This window comes from Ilyobacter polytropus DSM 2926 (assembly GCF_000165505.1).
Classification (GTDB): Bacteria; Fusobacteriota; Fusobacteriia; order Fusobacteriales; family Fusobacteriaceae; genus Ilyobacter; species Ilyobacter polytropus.
This window is the reverse complement of record NC_014632.1, coordinates 1454641-1474009: the sequence shown is the minus strand read 5'-3', so window position 1 is coordinate 1474009 and position 19369 is coordinate 1454641. Positions and strand designations below refer to the sequence as shown.

The 19369-nt window shown below is 32.7% G+C and carries 16 protein-coding genes; 15 read left to right on the top strand and 1 reads right to left on the bottom strand.

The window, feature by feature from the left end; all coding sequences use genetic code 11:
- Positions 1 to 243: 243 nt before the first annotated feature.
- From ILYOP_RS06800 to ILYOP_RS06765, 8 genes are all read left to right on the top strand, one after another.
- Positions 244 to 2706 carry a helicase C-terminal domain-containing protein gene (locus tag ILYOP_RS06800; RefSeq protein ID WP_245546497.1) on the top strand — a complete coding sequence of 821 codons (2463 nt, stop codon included), beginning with the start codon at positions 244 to 246 and terminating at the stop codon, positions 2704 to 2706.
- A 50-nt stretch (positions 2707 to 2756) separates the two neighbouring features.
- A complete protein-coding gene (locus tag ILYOP_RS06795; protein ID WP_013387796.1) occupies positions 2757 to 4826 on the top strand; it encodes an HD family phosphohydrolase in 2070 nt (689 codons plus the stop codon).
- Between the two features lie 110 nt (positions 4827 to 4936).
- A complete protein-coding gene (ybeY, locus tag ILYOP_RS06790) occupies positions 4937 to 5401 on the top strand; it encodes an rRNA maturation RNase YbeY (RefSeq protein ID WP_013387795.1) in 465 nt (154 codons plus the stop codon).
- Between the two features lie 12 nt (positions 5402 to 5413).
- Positions 5414 to 6127 (top strand): diacylglycerol kinase, encoded by a 714-nt coding sequence (locus ILYOP_RS06785; protein ID WP_013387794.1) that lies wholly within the window; start codon positions 5414 to 5416, stop codon positions 6125 to 6127.
- A gap of 11 nt (positions 6128 to 6138) precedes the next feature.
- Positions 6139 to 7668: a Tle-like phospholipase domain-containing protein gene (locus ILYOP_RS06780; protein WP_013387793.1), complete on the top strand. Its 1530-nt coding sequence runs from the start codon at positions 6139 to 6141 to the stop codon at positions 7666 to 7668.
- 91 nt (positions 7669 to 7759) lie between these two features.
- On the top strand, positions 7760 to 8605 hold the full coding sequence (locus ILYOP_RS06775; protein WP_013387792.1) for an endonuclease/exonuclease/phosphatase family protein: 846 nt from the start codon (positions 7760 to 7762) through the stop codon (positions 8603 to 8605).
- A gap of 10 nt (positions 8606 to 8615) precedes the next feature.
- Positions 8616 to 9242, top strand: coding sequence for a thiamine diphosphokinase (locus ILYOP_RS06770; RefSeq protein WP_041921202.1), 627 nt, complete (start codon positions 8616 to 8618; stop codon positions 9240 to 9242).
- 65 nt (positions 9243 to 9307) lie between these two features.
- A complete protein-coding gene (locus tag ILYOP_RS06765; RefSeq protein WP_013387790.1) occupies positions 9308 to 9565 on the top strand; it encodes a hypothetical protein in 258 nt (85 codons plus the stop codon).
- Between the two features lie 33 nt (positions 9566 to 9598).
- Here the strand turns inward: ILYOP_RS06765 and yfcE are convergent, their stop codons facing one another.
- Positions 9599 to 10141 carry a phosphodiesterase gene (yfcE, locus tag ILYOP_RS06760; RefSeq protein ID WP_013387789.1) on the bottom strand — a complete coding sequence of 181 codons (543 nt, stop codon included), beginning with the start codon at positions 10139 to 10141 and terminating at the stop codon, positions 9599 to 9601.
- 149 nt (positions 10142 to 10290) lie between these two features.
- On the opposite strand from yfcE, the gene ILYOP_RS06755 reads away from it, so the two are divergent.
- The 7 genes from ILYOP_RS06755 (at position 10291) to ILYOP_RS06725 (ending at position 19349) form a co-directional block, all read left to right on the top strand.
- A complete protein-coding gene (locus ILYOP_RS06755; protein ID WP_187288116.1) occupies positions 10291 to 10653 on the top strand; it encodes a thioesterase family protein in 363 nt (120 codons plus the stop codon).
- A gap of 97 nt (positions 10654 to 10750) precedes the next feature.
- The gene (locus tag ILYOP_RS06750) at positions 10751 to 11974 is read left to right on the top strand and encodes a uracil-xanthine permease family protein (RefSeq protein ID WP_013387787.1); all 1224 of its coding nucleotides are present in this window, start codon (positions 10751 to 10753) and stop codon (positions 11972 to 11974) included.
- Positions 11975 to 12235: 261 nt separating this feature from the next.
- Positions 12236 to 13858, top strand: a complete 1623-nt coding sequence (locus ILYOP_RS06745; RefSeq protein ID WP_013387786.1) for a Na/Pi cotransporter family protein — start codon at positions 12236 to 12238, stop codon at positions 13856 to 13858.
- A 106-nt stretch (positions 13859 to 13964) separates the two neighbouring features.
- The gene (locus ILYOP_RS06740) at positions 13965 to 15545 is read left to right on the top strand and encodes a DEAD/DEAH box helicase (protein ID WP_013387785.1); all 1581 of its coding nucleotides are present in this window, start codon (positions 13965 to 13967) and stop codon (positions 15543 to 15545) included.
- A gap of 49 nt (positions 15546 to 15594) precedes the next feature.
- A complete protein-coding gene (mltG, locus tag ILYOP_RS06735; RefSeq protein WP_013387784.1) occupies positions 15595 to 16545 on the top strand; it encodes an endolytic transglycosylase MltG in 951 nt (316 codons plus the stop codon).
- A gap of 3 nt (positions 16546 to 16548) precedes the next feature.
- Complete coding sequence (locus ILYOP_RS06730; protein ID WP_013387783.1) at positions 16549 to 18207, top strand: B12-binding domain-containing radical SAM protein; 1659 nt, start codon at positions 16549 to 16551, stop codon at positions 18205 to 18207.
- The gene (locus ILYOP_RS06725) at positions 18207 to 19349 is read left to right on the top strand and encodes a SpoIID/LytB domain-containing protein (protein ID WP_013387782.1); all 1143 of its coding nucleotides are present in this window, start codon (positions 18207 to 18209) and stop codon (positions 19347 to 19349) included. Before ILYOP_RS06730 ends, ILYOP_RS06725 begins: the two co-directional genes overlap by 1 nt.
- Positions 19350 to 19369 lie beyond the last annotated feature (20 nt).

Below are 19369 nucleotides of genomic sequence, written 5' to 3'. Positions count from 1 at the left end.
GTATCATAAATAACATAAAATGTCAATAAAAGTATATTGACATAGGCCTTTTAATTTGACAGGTAAGCATCAAAAGAGACACCGAATATTTAGTACAATGGACTAATAAATTTTATCATAAAGTTTAATAAAATAAAAGAAAATATTTTATATAAATATCAAAATACCTTTTTACTTAAGTTTTGACCAACTTGTGGTATAGTGTAATTTGTGATAATATATACATTATATCAGAGACTGTTTGTGAAAGGAAATCAAATGGATATAAATGAAAAAATCTCCTCGGAAGCTCAAAAAAATATAAGAGTTGCAATAGACGAAGCAGGGGGAAATGAGGTTTTTTTCCGTGGCATACCTGACGAAAATGGTATTGTTGATCATGTGGAAATTTTGGCAAGAGGAAATAAAAATTCTGTTCCGGCAATAATGAAGCAGATGAAAAAAAGAGAAGTTATTATTCACAATCACCCTTCGGGATATCTTTATCCGTCAGATGCAGATGTTCAGATAGCTGCGATTTACTCTGATAAAAAGGAAGGGGCTTCTTATATAGTAAATAATAAAGCTGATGATATATATGTAATGGTTGAATTAAAAAAAGATGCAGAAGTTTCTATAGATGTGGGACCTTATTTTGAAAAAAAAGGCCTTCTTTCACAGGTTTTCCCAGAATTTGAGTACCGTGAAGAACAGCTGCATATGGCAAAACACATAGAAAAAGGACTTAATTCCCACAAAAAAGTCATAGTTGAGGCAGGTACAGGTACCGGAAAAACTTTGGCATATCTGATACCTAGTATAGAGTGGGCCTTAAAAAATGAAAAAAAAGTCATAATATCTACAAATACAATTAATCTACAAGAGCAGCTTTTAAATAAAGATATCCCCATTGCCAAAAAAGTAATAGAAAGTGATTTTAATTATCTTCTTGTAAAAGGGCGTGGAAATTATCTTTGTAACAGAAAGCTTATGAATATGGCCACTGGGGAAAGTGTGGATTTTGAGGATTTTACTCAATCTCAGAAAGAACAATTTCAGGCTATCTTAAAATGGGCTTCTAGCACCAAAGAAGGTGACAGAGGAGAACTTCATTTTGAGGCAGATTCCTATGTATGGGAATTTTTTCAGAGTGAGGCAGACGTTTGTTCGGGAAATAAGTGTCCTTATAAAGGAGACTGTTTTTTCCTGAAATCCAGAGAACAAAAGAAAAAGGCAGATCTATTGATAACAAATCACCATATGTATTTTGCAGACCTTTCCATAAGAAAAGAGATAGGTTTTAATACTGATTATGCAATTCTTCCAGATTATGATATGGTTGTTTTTGATGAGGCTCACAATATAGAAAAAGTAGCCAGAGATTATTTTTCCTATGAGGCTTCTAAATATTCTTTTACCAAAACAATGAATCAGATATATAATACAGGAAAGAAAAAAAAGAAAAAGGCCGGTAGTTATAATCAGCTTATAAATTATCTAAAAAATATAAAATATGAAAGCTATAAAGATGTAGAAAGACTTGTAGTAGAAGAACTCATAGAAAGACATATAAATCTTTTTAAAAGAGGAAATGATTATTTTCTGAGAATGATAAATGTTTTTTCTAGAGGTCAGCAGGGAACTGTAAACCTTAGACTAAGACACGAAGAATTAGAACACAGCACGCTTTGGAAAGAGCTTAAAGAGTCTGAAGAAGACCTTGTGATAGAGTATAATTCTTATATGAAAAGACTGAGAAGTCTGATAAGAGTCATAAAAGAAGCTGAAGATGAAACAGGGGTAATCAATGACTTTATAAAATATATCGACAGATTAGAAGCTTTTTTTACGAATTTTAAGTTTATAAATGAGATGGATGACAGTAACTTTATATACTGGGTATCTGTAAATGGAAAGAAGAGTAATGCCAAACTCGTGGCAACGCCTTTAAAAATAAACGATGAACTAGATAAAAGTCTTTATCTCAATCTAGAACATATAGTCTTTACATCTGCGACTATAGCAATAGGAAATGATTTTGATTATTTTAAAAATTCTATAGGACTTCATGAAGAGACCTTAGAGGCTGTTATTCATTCGCCTTTTGACTATAACAGGCAGATGAAAGTTTATATACCAAAAGATATTCCACTTCCTTCGGAAAAGAGCTTTACCTTTGAGATAAAGGATTTTCTGAAAGAGCTGGTAAGACGTGCAAAAGGAAACACCTTTATACTGTTTACCTCCTATTCAACCTTGAACTATATGTATTATATGTTAAAAGATGAATTAGAAGAAGAGGGCTTTGATCTGTTTATCCAGGGGATGGCCCCTAGAAACAAGCTGGTCAAGATGTATAAAATGAGCAGAAAACCTGTTCTCTTTGGAACAGATTCCTTCTGGGAAGGTGTAGATGTAAAGGGAGAGAAACTTAGCTCTGTAATTATAGTAAAACTGCCATTTAAAGTTCCTAGTGATCCTGTAGTAGAAGCGATCATAGAAAATTATGATAATGAAGGAAAAAATGCATTTTTGGAGTATCAAATTCCAGAGTCCATAATAAAATTTAAGCAGGGAATAGGACGACTAATAAGAAGTCGGGATGACAGGGGAATAATTACTATTTTAGATACGAGAATTATAAAAAAGAGATACGGTAAACTGTTTTTAAATGCTATACCGACAAAAAATATATGCATAAAAACCAGAAGAGAGATTCTCAATTAATTTATTAAAAAGCCATTTATCTGGTTGTGAAAATTAGGAGTGTGTGTCTCATGAAAAAAATTGAAATTTTTGGCAGAAGACTTGTTTTCAAGCTGGAAAAGAAAAAAGAAGAGGAAAGAGAATATAATGTAAATTACGATGAAATCGTAGGTGAAAAGTTAATATATCTTATAATTCTAATATCGGCAATAGTCATAAGTTCTAAAGCTTTTTTGTTTACTAGTACCTTAAATGTGGGGGATGTAGTAACAAAGGATATAATTGCACCAAGATCAATCCGTTATAATGACCGAGCAGCAAAGGAAAGGCTGGTAGATGATGTTATAAACTCATCTGAAAGAGAATATATCTATATACCGGAATCAGAAAAACTGTCCGTTCAAAAGGCAGATAAATTTTACAGCCTTTTGATAAGTCTTAAAGAACCAAACAGAAGGGATATTGATTTAGAGGAGTTTAAACGTCGAACAGATACTGCTATTTCTAAAAGTCTGTTAGATCAGCTGAAAAAGGAAGATATAGAGGTTCTCAAAAAAAGTCGTGGAAATATAACAAATGTTTTGGAAAAAATATATGAAATAGGCATAACACGAGATATGAAACTGAAAAATACTTCAGCAACCTTAGAAGAATTTGAAGAGGGACTAAGTATAGAAGAGAAAATAGTCTTGAGATATTTTCTATCTCCTAACTATGTCTATGATGCAGAAGCCACTAAAAAGGTTATAGAGGGTAAAATAGCCCAGATCGATGATGTAATCGTAGAGGTAAGGGCAGGTAGTGTAATAGCAAAAAAGGGTGAGATATTAACAGAATCACAAGTTAGTGCCCTAAGAGAATATGGGCTTTATAGCGGAGAAAGAAATGCATTTTTTATAATGGCAAATATAATCTATCTTGGAATAGTTTCTGTAGTTTTTTATTATGTTTCAAGAAGATATTTAAAATCTGAAATTGTCAACAAAAATAAGTATAGAAGTACCTTTTTGATACTGGCTTTCACATTTTTATCTTTGAGATTTACAAAGTCAAATTTACTGTATTTTCTTCCGCTGGATGCTGTTTTTTTCCTTTTAGGAATACTTATAGACACTAAATTTGCAGCTATAATGGGAGCCTTTGTACTACTGTATTCTATGCCTATAGTGGATTTTGATCAGGGATTCTTTGTGACGTACAGTGTGGCATTTCTTTTATCAACCTATCTAATGAATAATATAAAAAACAGGACAACTCTCATAAATGCAGGGGTACAGCTTGGTGTGACGAAACTGCTGATAGTTATTTTGATAAATATGTTTTTAAGGGAGGAAGCAGTATATACCATTATTAAAGGTGGAGAAATGCTTCTTTCAGGTATTTTTTCAGGGATGCTCACTATAGCATTACTTCCTTATTTTGAAAGGACATTTAATATACTTACACCTTTTAAACTGATAGAACTGGGAGATCTTTCTCATCCACTTCTTAGAGAGCTGTCTGTAAATGCTCCGGGAACCTTTCATCACTCTATGCTTGTTGCTACTCTTTCAGAGAATGCAGCAGAGGCCATAGGTGCAAATGCTATATTTACAAGGGTGGCATCATATTATCATGATATAGGTAAAATGAAGAGACCTAATTTTTATGTGGAAAATCAGCAGGGAGGAACGAATCCTCATACAAAACTTACTCCATCAATGAGTAACCTTATAATAACATCTCATACCCGTGACGGGGTAGAGATGGCAAAAGAATATGGGATACCTCGTGAGATAAGGGATATTATGGTGGAGCATCAGGGAACTACCTTGCTAGCTTATTTTTATAATAAAGCCAAAAAAGGAAATCCAACTGTGCAGGAAGAGGACTTTAGATACTCAGGGCCAAAGCCGCGAACCAAGGAATCAGCCATAATAATGTTAGCAGATTCTATAGAGGCTGCAGTGAGATCTCTAGATGAGAAAACTCCTATAACCATAGAAAAAATGATAAGAAAAATACTGAGCAGTAAGATAGAGGATAACCAGCTTTCTGAGGCGAATCTTACATTTAAAGAGATAGAGATTATTATAAAGACCTTTACTAAGGTGCTTATGGGTATTCATCATGTTAGGATAAAATATCCGGGTCAAAAGTAGAAAGATGGGCTTAAGTCCCATCTTTCTTAATTTTTTTTGATATTGAAAGTTTTTTTTGGAAAATTTGGTATAATTCAGATATAAAAAAAGGATCTGAAAGGAAGGAAAAAATGGAATTGGTACTTGAAATTGGAAATGAAACAGAAGGATATGAAGAAAAGATAGATATAAGTAACGTAGAAAAGTACATAAAGGGAGTGTTAGAAGAGGAATATCCCGAGGCAAAAAAACCTGTGTATATATCTATGCTTCTCACTGATAATGAAAATATACAAATTGTAAATAGGGATTATAGAGGGAAAGACACTCCTACTGATGTAATATCATTTGCTTATCATGAGACAGAGTTTGAAATAGGACCTTACGATACTTTAGGTGATATAGTTATATCTTTAGAGAGGGTAGAAGAACAAGCGGAAGATTATGGGCATAATTTTCAGAGGGAATTTTATTATGTTTTGACTCACGGACTTCTTCATCTTTTAGGATATGATCATATAGAGGATGAAGATAAGAGTATTATGAGGGAGAAAGAAGAAGAGATCCTTAAAAAACATGGTTACACTAGAGATTAAGGAGTGGTTTTTATGCCTGATAAGAAGGAGACACATAATATAAGAGAGAGTTTTAATTTTGCTATAGAGGGTGTAGTCGAGGCAATTAAAACAGAAAAACATATGAGGTTCCATGTATGGGCGACTTTTATGGTTATAATCCTTTCTTTTATGTATGGTGTTACAAAGTATGAACTAATAATTCTTACCATAACGATCTCTTTGGTTTGGATAACAGAACTTATAAATACAGCTGTGGAGAACTCTATAGATATAGTGTGTAAATCTTATCATCCCCTTGCTAAGAATGCCAAGGATATGGCTGCAGGAGCAGTATTAGTTGCTGCAGTGAACTCCCTGATAGTTGGATATGTGATATTTGACGAAAAACTTGATATTATTTTCAGACAGACTTTCGAATTTTTAAGAAGTTCCCATAAACATGTTTTTTCTATAATTTTAACTGTAGTTGCTGTGGCAGTGATATGGATGAAATCCTGTTATAAAAAAGGAACCCCCTTAAAAGGCGGAATGGTGAGCGGTCACAGTGCTTTAGCAGCCTCTATATGGGTCAATGTGGTTTTTATCACAGAAAATATAAAAGTATTTTTCCTCAGCTTTTTTCTTGTCCTTATGGTTATGCAGTCTAGAATAGAGGGTAAAATACATACTCCACTGGAGACTCTTTATGGTGCTCTATTAGGAGGGGGACTGACTTATTTTTTACTGGTTACCCTTAAAATGTAGGAGGAGTTTCTATGAATACAGCTATGGAATTTTTATTGTTGAGCATGCTTTCATATGGTGATTTTTCAGAAGAGGATTATGGGAAAACCCTAGAAGAACTTCTTTTTGGAGATGAAAAATCCAGGGAAAGAATAGTAAACAACGAGGGAATACTTCTTACTAAGGATAACTACCATCTTTTGTTTGACTATTTCAAGGAATTCTTAAGAGAATGGGAAATTTTTCATGTGGACAACAGAACTGTAAGTGGAAAAAACTTTTATTCTAAGGCTTCGGGATTTTATGCTGTCGCCTTTAAAAAGAAAAATAAATTTGTAATATCTTTTAGAGGGAGTGAAACTTATCCGGTAGAAGACGCCTACAGGGATTTTATAGAGACTGATCTCCTTATAGGAATGGGAAAGCGTCCAAAACAGTTTGAAGACGGGCTAGAAGTTTATGAAACAATAGCCAGGTCAGATGAAGTTGAGATCGAGAATATATCTATAACAGGGCACTCTCTAGGAGGGGGTATAGCCCAGTTTGTAGCTGTGATGGCAGATAAAAAAGGGTATACAGTTCCATATACCTGCACTTGGAATGCTGTGGGAATAAATAAAAACGGAATTATAGGAATAGATGATTTTATAAACTTTGAAGATATGCTCAAAGGAATATATCCCTTTAGCGAGAGAGAGATGGGCTATTTAGTCCAGATGAAAGATCTGTTTATGGGATTTTTGTTTAGAGAACTAAAGAAAATGGGTCACATAAAAGACAGGGAAACTGTAAAACTAAAGGAAGATGAAATAATTGAATTTAATATTACAGATGCTTTTATAGAGGACTTCATAAAATATATAAAATTCGATAGATATATAATAAGTTTTGATATGACTACCAGGAGAGATCTTTTTAGAGATCATAATTTTGTGAAGAAACTTTTTCAAATTCCAGAGTTTTCAAAATGGCTCTTAGAGGCTAAAGAGTTTATCATGAAAATTAAAAAAAACAAGGCTTATGAAGATGTAATTGTAAACTTTTGTCACTCTAAGGATATGACCACCTCACTTTTTAAACATATAGGGAGTGTATACCTAGTAGATCAGGATTTTATAAAGAAAGATGTAAAGAGAAGAAGTTTTTTTAAAAACTTTTTTATTTTGAAAAAATATGTTAAAGAATATCATTTTGAAGATGTATTTCTACCTTTTTTGATTACTGAAGGAGATAGAAGGGGGCGGTTTTCAAACAATCTAAATATTGATTTTATAGCAAGTTCTATAAGGAAACTTATCTACCTCGAGAAATACTTAGAAAATGCTCTCCTGATTAAATACTATAGTCTAGAAGAGTCAGAAGGAGAAGAGGAAAAAGTCAGAGAGCTTGTAATAAAGGGAATAAAAAATTCAAAAGACGAACTTATATATAAAGAACAGCTCTTAATATCTATGGAAAAATTGGAAAAAGCTGAGATAAAACTTTTATGGGGAAAAATTTTAGAAAAAATGGTTAGTCCCTATAAGCCAAAAGATATATATGATACAGTTATATACTCATAAATATAGTTATAAAAATAGTTCATTTAAAATAACTGTTAATTTTTATTTAAAGTTGATATAATTAATTAAAACCCAAAAGGATGAATAACATATGAATTTTTTTAAAAAGATTTTAACATATTTTTTAATCTCATTTTCTGTTTTTTCTCAGGAGGCATACATAGCTAGTTTTAACTCCCTTCATCTAGGATGGGATAAAAACAAAGACTATAAGAGTATAACTGAATTTCTGTCTTTATTTGATCTCATAGGCCTTCAGGAGGTAATGAAAAAAGATGGAGTGAAAAAACTCACTGCAGAACTTGAAAGAACCACAGGAGAAAAGTGGAAGTATCTCATATCTGACTATAGTGTCGGAACAAAAAGATACAGAGAATATTATGCCTATATCTGGAAAGATGACAAGGTAAAACTTATTAATAAAAGAAGAGGTTTTTATAAATCTGACAATGAGACTGCAGACAAAAGAGAATATATGAGAAAGCCCTATGGAGCAGATTTTAAAATAGGAGAGTTTGATTTTACTTATGTTTTATGTCACGTGGTATACGGGGACAGCATCAGAGAAAGAAGGGCAGAGGCTTATCTTCTAGACAAGGTATATACATATTTTCAAGATATCGATGAAAATGAACAGGATATACTTATAGGAGGGGATTTTAATCTTCCTGCTTACGATGACTCTTTTAGACGTCTTTTTTCCCATGAAGATCAGATCTTCTACGGAATAGATCCCGTAAATAAGACCACTATAGGAAAAAAAGGACTATCAAATTCATACGATAATATTTTTTACTCTTATAGATATACAAAGGAGTTTACAGGTAACAGCGGAGTTATAGATTTTACACAGGGAAATTATAGCGAGGTGAGAAAAAGTATTTCTGATCATCTTCCGGTTTTTATAGAGGTGGATACAACAAAAGATGATGACTGATACTATTCCTATGAAAAGAGCAATTGTTTTTTTAAACGGAGAACTTTTAGAAGAGGATAAATTTTACAAAGAATTTATAAAAGATGACGATGACATATACTGTGCCGACGGTGGAGCAATGCATACATACAAGCTTGGTAAGATACCTATTGAAATAATAGGGGATATGGATTCTGTTTCGAAAGATGTCCTGGTATACTATGAAAATAAAAAAACTATTATAAAAAGGTTCTCCAAAGATAAAGATTTTACAGACGGAGAGTTAATCCTAGAGTATTTGGATTCCAAAAATTATGATGAGGTGATTGTCTTTGCTGCTATGGGAGGCAGAACTGATCATGCACTCACAAATCTGAATCTGATCTTTAAATACAAAAAAACTAAATTTATATCTGAAAAAGAAGAAATTTTTGCTGTAGACAGATATTTTAAATTTGAAAATCAAATTGGAAAAGAAGTATCTTTTATACCTTTTTCTGATGAGATAAGCCGACTTACATTGAAAGGATTTAAATTTCCCTTAGACAGATACAAATTAAAAAGAGGATCATCAATTTGTATGAGTAACATCATAATAGAAAATACAGCAGAAATAAATTTTGAAAATGGAACTCTCCTCTGTATACTTCAAAAATAAAGGAAAATAAACTTTATACCGTATAATATATTAACTAGTGTCTCTAAAATAAAGGGGGGGTTGATATGGCTACAATTATTATTTTACTGGTGGTTTCCCTATTTATTATCGTGCTTTATATTGCTGCTTTGTTGATCTTTACACCTTATGAAGATGATGATAAGTATCTTTTAAAAATAATGGAATTTGGATTTAGATTTCACGACCGTGCAGTGGAAAAACAGGGAATATTCAAAAGTGTGGAAGAATCCATGGCTATATTTATGATACTTCTAAGTTACAATATATTAAAAGACAGAAAATTTGTTGATCGTAAAAAGTAGAGGATAAAATTCCTCTACTTTTTTTGGATTATTTTAAAATTCTATCTCTTTTATAATTTTGCTATCAAATGATATAACCTTGAAAGAGTTTCCTTCAAAAATGCCATATGAATTTGGATAATTTTCTTTAGGGAAAGTTATGGAACCTGGATTTAATATGAATATATCATTGTTAATTCCAGCAAGCGGGATATGGGTGTGCCCATGTATTAGTATATCTCCAGGGGATATATTAGGATTTTTTTTTATGTTGTAGAGATGACCGTGAGTAGCAAATATACGCTTATCATTCCAAAAGATATTTGAAAAGTCAGACATGATAGGGAATTCTAAAAGCATTTGATCAACTTCACTGTCACAATTGCCTCTTACTGCAATAATCTTATTTTTCAGATTATTTAAAAGTTTTGCAACAGACTGAGGGTCATAAGATCTTGGAATCGGATTCCTAGGGCCATGATAAAGAACATCGCCTAAAATGAGAATCATATCTGCTTTTTCACTTTTATATGCTTCTAAGGCTTTTTCAAGATATTCCAAAGATCCGTGAATATCAGAAATAACAAATATTTTCATAAACACACTCCTTTTTATTTTTTTAAATAATAACATTTAAAGGCTCTAGAGACAATAGGTGTTAAAAAATACTTGACAAAATCAGAAAAAACATAGTAGACTCCATAGGAAAGTTGAAAATAATGGGAGGGTTTAAATTGAAAGAGGGAATGAAACTTATTCTTGAGAAAACTGTAAAAGCTGAAGAAACGGCTGCAAAAGTGGCATCGGGAGCATTAGATGTTTTTTCAACACCTATGTTAATTGCATTCATGGAAAATACGGCTTTTAATTTGGCTCAAAAAGAACTGGAAGATGGAGATACTACAGTGGGAATCTCTGTAAATATAAAACATTTGAAAGCTAACCTTGTAGGTGACCTTTTAAAATGTGAAGCACTGTTAACAAAAATAGACGGTAAAAAGTTATTTTTCAATGTTAAAGTTACATATAACGATGAAATAGTTGGCGACGGGGAACATATCCGTTATATCGTCAATGAAAAGAAGTTTATTGAAAAAATAAGGGGATAGATGCCTTTTTGAAAGAGGCAGTTGTCTCTTTTTTTTTGAAAAAATTACTAAAAACTTTATATATAATAAAAAAAATGAAAATTTTAAGGAGGGTAAGATGACTACACTGGGAACAAAAACAAAATATATCTTGGGACTGCAACATGTACTTGCCATGTTTGGAGCAACTGTATTGGTACCTTTTTTAACAGGACTAAATCCTTCAATTGCACTCTTAACAGCAGGAGCCGGGACTTTATTATTTCACTACTGTACTAAAAAGATAGTACCTGTATTCTTAGGTTCTTCATTTGCATTTATCGGGGCGATATCCCTTGTTTTAAAAGAAGAGGGTATAGGGGTTGTAAAAGCCGGGGTAATAGGTGCCGGGCTGGTCTATATAGCAATGGCTTATATAATAAAAACCTATGGAGTTGAAAGGGTAAGTTCATTTTTCCCTGCAATTGTAACAGGACCTACAATAATGGTAATCGGTCTAAGGCTTAGTCCTGTGGCCCTTGGAATGATAGGTTATTCAAATGGTCATTTTGATATAAAAGGACTTATAATTGCTTTAATAGTTGTTACATCTATGATTGCAATATCTGTTTTGGAAAAGTCATTCTTTAGACTGGTACCTATACTTATATCTGTTACTTTAGGCTACTTGGCCTCTATACCTGCAGGACTTGTCAACTTTGAGCCTATAAAGAATGCAGGCTGGATAGGGTTTTCTCCTGAAGCTTTACACGACCTTACTGCTATTCCAGAGTTTTCAGTAACTGGTCTTCTTGCTATAGCACCTATAGCAATGGTTGTATTTATCGAGCATATTGGGGATATCACAACAAACGGAGCAGTTGTAGGAAAAGATTTCTTTAAGGAGCCTGGAATTCACAGGACAATGCTAGGAGACGGAGTTGCAACTTTGTTTGCAGGGTTTTTAGGCGGTCCTGCAAATACAACCTATGGTGAGAATACAGGTGTACTTGCTGTGACGAAGGTATATGATCCCTCAGTACTTAGAATAGCTGCTGGTTATGCAATAGTACTTAGTTTTATAGGTAAGTTCGGAGCTATACTTCAGACTATTCCAACACCTGTTATGGGAGGAGTATCTCTTATATTATTTGGAATGATAGCCTCTGTAGGAGTGAGAACTCTTATAGAAGCGGATTTGGATTTTGGACACTCAAGAAACCTAATAATAGCATCTCTTATATTTGTCTTGGGAATAGCCATAGATAATGTAGTTGTATGGAAGACAGTTTCACTTTCAGGACTTGCAATAGCGGCCTTCACAGGTGTTTTGTTAAATAAAATCTTACCAAAAAACATATAACAAAAAATTAACTCGGTTTTATACCGGGTTTTTTTATTTTTTGTAAAAAGTGTAAACAGAAAACTTTTAATAAAAAGAGTGTATTTTTTTAAGTGAATAGTATATAATTTGAAGGCTGTTAAGGGATAAGGTTCTTATTAAAAAATTTCAATGTAAAAATTTTTACACAATTTTTACATTGAATTTATATTTTTTTAACATAGGCAGGATATACTTTAACAGTATTTTAAAATAGCTTTAACAAAAGAACTAGGAGGAAATATGGCAATTGATATTTTATTTAAGGTTTTAGGAGGATTAGGTATTTTCCTTTATGGTATGGAACATATGTCTGGCGGAATGCAAAAGCTTGCAGGGGACAAACTAAAAAAAACCTTGGCAGTGCTTACAAAAAACAGACTTATGGCTATAATAATGGGTATCTTCGTAACAGGAATGGTGCAGTCATCATCTGTAAGTACTGTTATGACCATCGGATTTGTAAATGCACAGTTGATGACACTAAAGCAAGCCCTTGGAGTAATCCTAGGTGCCAATATAGGTACAACTATAACTGGATGGATACTCGTACTTAAAATAGGTAAATACGGACTTCCAATGGCTGGTATTGCGGCTATAACTAATATGTTTGTAAAAACTGACAGAGCCAAGACAAGAGCCCTCACAGTAATGGGACTTGGAATGATATTCTTTGGACTTGAATTGATGAGTCAAGGATTTAAACCTCTAAGAACTATGCCTGAGTTTATAGAGATGTTCCATAGATTTAATGCAGATACATATACTGGTGTTCTATTAGCAGCTTGCGTAGGAGCCCTTATGACTGCCATAGTTCAATCTTCATCAGCCACACTAGGTATAACAATCACTCTTGCGGTACAAGGTCTTATTGATTATCAGACTGCTGTAGCACTTGTTCTAGGAGAAAATGTAGGAACGACTATAACTGCATGCCTAGCATCAATAGGAGCAAGGGCAAATGCAAAGAGAGCGGCGTATGCACATACTATTATAAATATAGCAGGAGTGCTATGGGCCACATCATTGTTTCGAGTATATATAAAGTTTCTTCATAATTTTGCAAATCCTGAGATGAACATTACCAGATTTATAGCTACGGCACATACTATGTTTAACATCTCTAACGTGCTGTTGTTTACTCCTATAATAGGATTTGTAGCTAATTTCCTTATGAGAGTGGTAAAAGATGATGAGGAGAAGGTAAAATCTGTAACACATCTGGATATACGTATGGCAGAAACTCCAACTCTTGTAATAGACCAGACTAAAAAAGAGGTCCTTGATATGGGAGAAGATATAAAAAATATGTTCACTGGTCTAAACTTGGCATTGCAAGACAGCACTCAAATAAAAAAAATAGTGGAAGAACAGGAATATTTAGAGGATAAGTTGGATATGGTACAGAAAGAAGTTTCAGATGTGAACTTCATAATCCTGAATCGGGAATTAGAGAGAAAATATGTAGACGAAACACGTGTCAATCTAGAAGTATGTGATGAGTACGAGACAATAAGTGATTATTCTTTGAGAATATCCAAAACTCTAAAAAAACTCAGTGAAAACGATATATTACTAAATGAAACAAAAATAAATGATCTTAGAAAAGTTCATGAAAAAGTGTCTGATTTCTTTTTATTTGTAAATGAGGCATATAAAACCAATGATAAAGATAGACTAATAGAGGCTATGAGAAAAGCAACTGATATAAAAAATGAATATAAAAAAGCCAGAAACGATCATATGGAAAGAGTAGGCGAAAATAAAATGCCTGCTATGCTAAGTACAGGTTACATGGATATACTTAATCACTATAGAAGAATGAGGGACCATATATTAAATATTATGGAAGCTATGTCGGTATAGAGGGGGGGATCCCCCTCTTTCTATTTATTCAGGGTAGTGTATTTTTTTCGAAAATATGTTATAATGAAATGCTAAATAAATTATTTAAATGAAAAGGAAGTGAATAATGGAAAAATTAAAAGAATTTAAAGCACTTGGTTTGAGTGAAAAAACTCTAAGACCATTGCTAGAAAAGGGGTTTGAAAAGCCGAGTCCAATTCAGGCTTTGACAATACCAGTATTATTAAATGGAGATAAAGATGTTATCGGTCAGGCTCAAACAGGAACCGGTAAAACAGCTGCGTTCTCCCTGCCGATTCTTGAAAAAATAGAGAAAAGTACAGGATCCATACAAGCAATAGTTTTAGCTCCTACAAGAGAACTTGCCGTTCAGGTAGCTGAAGAGATGAACTCACTGTCTCACGGAAGAAACTTGAGAATAGCTCCAGTTTACGGAGGACAGTCTATAGAGTTTCAAATTAAACAGCTAAGAAGAGGAATCGACGTAGTAGTAGGTACTCCAGGAAGAGTAATAGATCTAATGAACAGAAAGATCTTAAAACTAGACAAGATAGACTACTTTATACTAGATGAAGCTGATGAGATGCTGAACATGGGATTCTTAGAAGACGTAGAGATGATTCTTCAAAATACCAGCAAAGATAAGAGAATGTTGTTTTTCTCTGCAACTATGCCAAAAGAGATATTAAGAGTTGCTAAAAAACATATGGGAGAACACGAAGTACTTGCAGTAAAGAAAACTGAACTTACTACAAACCTCACAGACCAGATATATTTTGAAGTTAAAGAAAAGGACAAGTTCGAAGCCCTATGCAGAATTATGGATTTAGAACTTGATTTTTACGGAATAGTTTTCTGTAGAACAAAAAATGACGTTAATGTTCTTGTGGGTAAACTACAGGACAGAGGATATGACTCTGAAGGACTTCACGGGGATATATCTCAAAACCACAGAGAGATCACTCTTAAAAGATTTAAAGAGAAAAAGATAAATGTTCTAATAGCTACAGACGTAGCTGCTAGAGGAATAGATGTAAATGATCTTAGCCATGTAATAAACTACGCAATACCACAAGATCCTGAAAGTTATGTTCACAGAATTGGAAGAACAGGACGTGCAGGAAAAGAGGGAACTGCAATTACCTTTATCACTCCATCTGAATACAGAAAAATACTTCAGATCCAAAGAATTGTAAAGACAGAAATAAGAAAAGAAAAGGTTCCTGGAGTAAAAGAAGTAATTCAGGCTAAGAAAAACAGAATGCGTGAAGAACTTAATGAAATTTTAGATGAAAGAAAATATGAAGGATTCCAAGAAATGGCCGAAGAGCTATTAGAGGGAGAAAGCCCTGCAGATGTAGTTGCAGCTCTTTTGACTCATTCTTACCAAGATCTTCTAGATGAGAATAATTACAGAGATATAGATAATGTACAGGTTGATAAAACTGGTAAATCAAGATTATTTATAGCTCTTGGTAAAAAAGATAAAATAACTCCTAAAAAAATAGTTGATATGATAAAGAAAAAAACTACAATTTCTGAGCATAAGATAAAGAAAGTAGAGGTTTATGAAAACTTCTCATTTATGACAGTTCCTTTTATAGAGGCTGAAGAGATTCTTGAAACTTTCAAAAAAGAAAGAAAAGGAAGAAAACCATTAGTTGAAAAGGCAAAAGCAAGAAGATAAACAATTGAAGGGAGTAGAGATACTCCCTTTGCTATATAAAGGAGTTTTTATGAAAAAAATGTGGTTAAACTTTGTATTATTGATTTTTCTCATTATGACTGCTTTTTTATTTTGGGGAATTAATATCAACAAAAGACATTATAGCCAAATTTTAGAGATTGATAAAAAGCTTCCATTGAAAACATCCCTTAAGTCTCTTCCAATATCTGAGAGTATCTTATTTAAAATATATGTAAAGATAAGAAAAGGCGGAAGAGATATAAAAGCGGGTTATTATGAACTCAATGGAGATTATAGTATAAAGGATATAGTAGACCTCTTAGAAGAGGGAAGATACAAAATGATTAAATTTACAATTCCAGAGGGATATTCCTATAGTGAAATATTAGATTCTCTTGAAAAAAATAAACTTGTGGAAAAAGAAACTTTTCAGAGGGTTTTATCTGAAAAAGATTTTTATTATCCTACGCCTAATGGAAATTTCGAAGGGTATTTATACCCTGAAACTTATTTTATTCCTGAAGGCTCTAGTGAAAATGAAATAGCTGATATTTTCTTAGGAGAATTTTTAAAAAAATTTCCTAAAGAAAAATATCCAGATAGAGAAGAATTTTATAAAATGCTTATTTTGGCATCTATAATAGAGAGGGAAGCTCAGTTGACAGCTGAAAAAAAGTTGATATCTTCAGTGTTCCATAATAGACTCAAGATAGGAATGAAACTTGCTTCAGATGCGACAGTAAATTATCTATATGGATACGCCAAAAGAAGGATGTATTACAAGGATTTAGAAATAGATTCCCCTTATAATACGTACATGTACAAAGGACTGCCACCAGCCCCTATATGTAATCCCGATTACCTGTCTGTAGAGGCTGCTTTTAAACCCCTTGAGACAGATTATCTATTTTTTGTTGCAAAGGGAGACGGAAGTCATTATTTTAGTAAAACTTATGATGAGCATATGAAATTTCAAAAAGATAACGAAAAGAAGAGGTAAATTATGAGTAAAATACTTTTGGTAGGTATAAACAGTCAGTATGTACATACTAATTTGGCTATAAGATATATAAAAAATTATGTAGAAAATTATAGTTCCATGAAATTAGAAATTTACGAGAGCAGCATAAATAATCAGCTTTCTGCTATTCTGACGGATATTTTTGAAAAAAGTCCAGAAAAAATAATATTTTCAACATACATATGGAACAAGGAGTATGTATTTAAGCTGGTAAAAGAGATAAAAAAAATTATGCCAAATACTTCTGTAATACTAGGTGGTCCCGAAGTGAGTTACCTCACTGACAAGATAATGCATGAAAACCCAGAGATAGATTTTATAATAACTGGTGAAGGGGAAAAAAGCACTCTTGACCTTCTCAGTGAATCTATAGAGGATGTAAAAGGTGTCTATTATAGAAAAGAAGGGCAAATAAAATTTAACGGCTATAAGCCTCCTATCAGTAATTTAGATGAGATACCTTTCCCTTATTCTGAAGAAGAACTGAAAAATTCTAAAAATAAGATATTATATTATGAATCCTCAAGGGGATGTCCATTTGAATGCTCTTACTGCATGTCATCTTTAGATAAAAGTGTACGTTACTTTTCTTTAGAAAGGGTGAAAGAAGATTTAAAGAAGTTTCTTCAAGAAGGAATCACTCTGATAAAGTTTGTTGACAGAACCTTTAACATAGACAAAAGAAGGTATATGGATTTATGGAAGTTTTTATTGGAAAATTATCGAGAAGAAGTGACTTTTCATTTTGAAATAAGCGGAGATTTATTTGATGAAGAGACTATTGCCTTTTTAGAAAAAATACCCCAAGGGTTTTTCCAGTTTGAAATAGGGGTTCAGACAATAAATGAAAAAACCATGAAGGCTATAAAAAGAGAAAATGATTTGGAAAGATTAAAAAATAATGTCCTAAGAATAAAAGAAAACATCCACCTTCATCTAGACCTGATAGCAGGTCTGCCCTATGAAGATTATGATACATTTAAAAACTCCTTTGATTACGTTTATTCACTTAAGCCTGAGATGATTCAGCTAGGATTTCTAAAAGTACTCAAGGGAACTCTTATATTTGGTCAAGTTGAAAAATACAATTATAAATTTTTAAATTTTCCTACCTATGAGGTTCTTTCAAATGAATTTATAAGTTATAAAGAATTGACAGATTTAAAGAAAATAGAAACAGTTTTGGATTATTATTATAATTCAGAAAATTATCCTAAAACTATAGAATATATTTTGAAACATCACTATAAAAGACCTTTTGACTTTTATGAAGATATAGCAAGATATTATGACAGTCGTGGATATTTCAAAGTTTCTCATAAGCAGGTTTCTATTTTTAATCACCTTTATGAATTTTATCTTTATAAAGGCTTTTCAGATATAGAAATATTCAAAGAATATCTGAAATATGATTACTTGACCCTTAAAAAACCAGGTAGTTATCCTTACTGGATAAAGTCTATAAAAGACAAGGAGAAATACAACGAAATACTCAAAAGTATGAACTTCAAATCAATTCGTGAGGGGCATAATAAAACAGAATTTGAAAAGTTTGAATATAATGTCGTATCTGACAAGTCTGGAGAGGTAGAAATACTTTTTATCTATAACAGAAAAGAGACAAAAATCCAGGAGTACTAATGATGAGAAAAATAATCATGTTGTTTACAATCGTATTTTTAAAAACTGTTAGTTTTTCTTTTGGAAGTTTTGTACAAGAGGATCTGAGGGTAGCTCTCAACAAATTTTCCGGAAAAAAGGTTTTTTTTAAGGCCCAGAAAGGTTCCCTTTTTGTAGAGATCGGTGATGGTTTAGAAAAGGTTACTATTGAAGTTCCTGAGGATCAGGTAAAGACTGTGACCATGAATAATAGTTATCTCTCTTTTGAAGGAGAAAAATCAAATATTATAAGGGTTTATCAGGGAGAGTTTGACTCTGTTTTTTCAATAAGCAGAAATGGAGAAAACTTTAGTCCTTATAGGGGAGATTTAGAACTTATAATTTATGAAAAACAGATAATGCCTGTAAACAGTGTACAGTCAGAGGAATATCTTTATTCTGTTGTACCTTCTGAAATAGGAAGTTATTTCCCGGAGGAAGCTATAAAAGCACAGATTTTGGCTGCTAGAACTTATCTTTATCACAATATTCAAAATTACAAATATAAAGAATTTGACCTAATGGACAATGTTAATTCTCAGATGTATCTGGGTATGGAAAGGGAAAATTCTAAAATAAATAAACTGGTAGATAACACCGTAGGAGAGATAATAGTGTTTGGGGGTAAACCTATAAATGCATTGTATCATTCTACCAGTGGTGGAATTACTGCTAATAATGAGGATGTCTGGGGTGGAAATCCAGTGCCTTATCTGAGAAGCAGAGATGACAGAAATAACGAGGAGAAATCCCCTAGGAAAAAATGGACCACATCAATAACTAAAGCTGAACTTTCTAAAAGTGCAGGATTTGCTGTGAAAAAAATAAAAGTTCTTTCCATGAATAATGGAAGGGTAATAACATTGAGACTTATAGGAAAAGACAAAAAAACTGTCACTGGTAATGAATTCAGGAGAATGGTAGGCTATAATAAAATATACAGTACACAGTTTAAGATAAAAGATGCCGGAGAAAATTTTGTCTTTTTTGGAAAAGGCTCTGGGCACGGTGTAGGTATGAGTCAGTACGGAGCTTACGGTCTTGCTGTAAAGGGCAAAAAATATAGAGAAATAATATTTTACTATTACACCGGAGTGGAAATAAAAACGTTGAAAAATGGTTAAAATATGCTATAATTATTTTA

Bases quoted from the DNA above. Each gene is read 5' to 3' on its own strand.
- ybeY (WP_013387795.1), top strand. From the start codon at position 4,937: ATGGAATTGGTACTTGAAATTGGAAATGAAACAGAAGGATATGAAGAA.
- ILYOP_RS06750 (WP_013387787.1), top strand. From the start codon at position 10,751: ATGACTACACTGGGAACAAAAACAAAATATATCTTGGGACTGCAACAT.
- mltG (WP_013387784.1), top strand. From the start codon at position 15,595: ATGAAAAAAATGTGGTTAAACTTTGTATTATTGATTTTTCTCATTATG.
- ILYOP_RS06745 (WP_013387786.1), top strand. From the start codon at position 12,236: ATGGCAATTGATATTTTATTTAAGGTTTTAGGAGGATTAGGTATTTTC.
- ILYOP_RS06775 (WP_013387792.1), top strand. From the start codon at position 7,760: ATGAATTTTTTTAAAAAGATTTTAACATATTTTTTAATCTCATTTTCT.
- ILYOP_RS06765 (WP_013387790.1), top strand. From the start codon at position 9,308: ATGGCTACAATTATTATTTTACTGGTGGTTTCCCTATTTATTATCGTG.
- ILYOP_RS06795 (WP_013387796.1), top strand. From the start codon at position 2,757: ATGAAAAAAATTGAAATTTTTGGCAGAAGACTTGTTTTCAAGCTGGAA.
- ILYOP_RS06740 (WP_013387785.1), top strand. From the start codon at position 13,965: ATGGAAAAATTAAAAGAATTTAAAGCACTTGGTTTGAGTGAAAAAACT.
- ILYOP_RS06755 (WP_187288116.1), top strand. From the start codon at position 10,291: ATGAAACTTATTCTTGAGAAAACTGTAAAAGCTGAAGAAACGGCTGCA.
- ILYOP_RS06785 (WP_013387794.1), top strand. From the start codon at position 5,414: ATGCCTGATAAGAAGGAGACACATAATATAAGAGAGAGTTTTAATTTT.
- ILYOP_RS06725 (WP_013387782.1), top strand. From the start codon at position 18,207: ATGATGAGAAAAATAATCATGTTGTTTACAATCGTATTTTTAAAAACT.
- ILYOP_RS06770 (WP_041921202.1), top strand. From the start codon at position 8,616: ATGAAAAGAGCAATTGTTTTTTTAAACGGAGAACTTTTAGAAGAGGAT.
- ILYOP_RS06780 (WP_013387793.1), top strand. From the start codon at position 6,139: ATGAATACAGCTATGGAATTTTTATTGTTGAGCATGCTTTCATATGGT.
- ILYOP_RS06730 (WP_013387783.1), top strand. From the start codon at position 16,549: ATGAGTAAAATACTTTTGGTAGGTATAAACAGTCAGTATGTACATACT.
- yfcE (WP_013387789.1), bottom strand. From the start codon at position 10,141: ATGAAAATATTTGTTATTTCTGATATTCACGGATCTTTGGAATATCTT.